Annotated in this window: 1 protein-coding gene; it reads left to right on the forward strand. The window is 41.5% G+C overall.

Going from position 1 to position 1,077, the window contains the following annotated elements; all coding sequences use genetic code 11:
* Positions 1 to 1,077: Ig-like domain-containing protein (locus C8D94_RS15345; protein ID WP_115124296.1), on the forward strand; the 1,077-nt coding region annotated here is incomplete at both ends.

The raw sequence follows: 1,077 nt of genomic DNA on the forward strand, positions 1-1,077 counted from the left end.
CAGTTCGTGTACGAGATATTCGATGACGGAACCCCAGAGGCACGTGACCAGGCGACGGTGTTGATCACCATCTTCGGACAGAACACTACCGATGCGGTCCTAGATATTAATAATACATATATTGATACAGCAGTTTCAGGAAATGTCTTAACAAACGATGAAGATATTCAAGGAGATGCCCAAACGGTAACAACGGCTGGAACTTTCCCAACTACTGAAGGCGGTTCGATAGTTATTGCTGCGGATGGAAATTATACCTACACGCCACCTGCTGGTTTTGTGGGAGAAGATACTTTCGAATATGCGATTATAGATGATGGAAACCCACAAGCAACCGATACAGCTATAATATATATAGAAGTATTACCAATAGGGACTTCCGGAAACGAGCCTCCTATTGCCAATGATGATACTGCTTCAACTGAAGTAGATACCCCTGTTACAGGAAACGTATTGGTAAACGACTTTGATCAAGATGGTGATCCAATAACAGTGACCACACCAACAGTGGTGACAGATCAAGGTGTTACCGTTACGATAGATCCAACTACAGGCGTATATACCTATACACCGCCAACAGGATTTGAAGGAGTTGATACATTTACCTATACTATTTGTGATGATGGAAATCCACAATTATGTGATGATGCCATAGTTGAAATTACAGTAGTTGGTAATTCGGAAGAAAACAATACATTCGCTAATGACGATGCTTATAATGGATATCCAGGTGAAACAATATCTGGTAATGTGTCTGATAACGATTCCGATCCAGAAGGAGACAATCAAATAGTGAACACTACTCCAGTGAGTGGTCCATCAAATGGTACACTAACCCTAAACCCTGATGGAACATTTGACTATATGCCGAACGACCCAACTTTTGTAGGAACCGATCAGTTTGTATATTCAGTTTGTGATGATGGCACTCCACAAGCTTGTGATGAAGCCACCGTATATATCACTATTGGAGAATTCAATAACGAGATTCTGGCGATCGATGATATCAACGATACATTTGTAGGTTTACCAGTAGACGGAGATGTAGGAACCAACGACATCAATGAAGATGGCCCT

The organism is Marinirhabdus gelatinilytica (assembly GCF_003353425.1).
GTDB classification, from domain to species: Bacteria; Bacteroidota; Bacteroidia; order Flavobacteriales; family Flavobacteriaceae; genus Marinirhabdus; species Marinirhabdus gelatinilytica.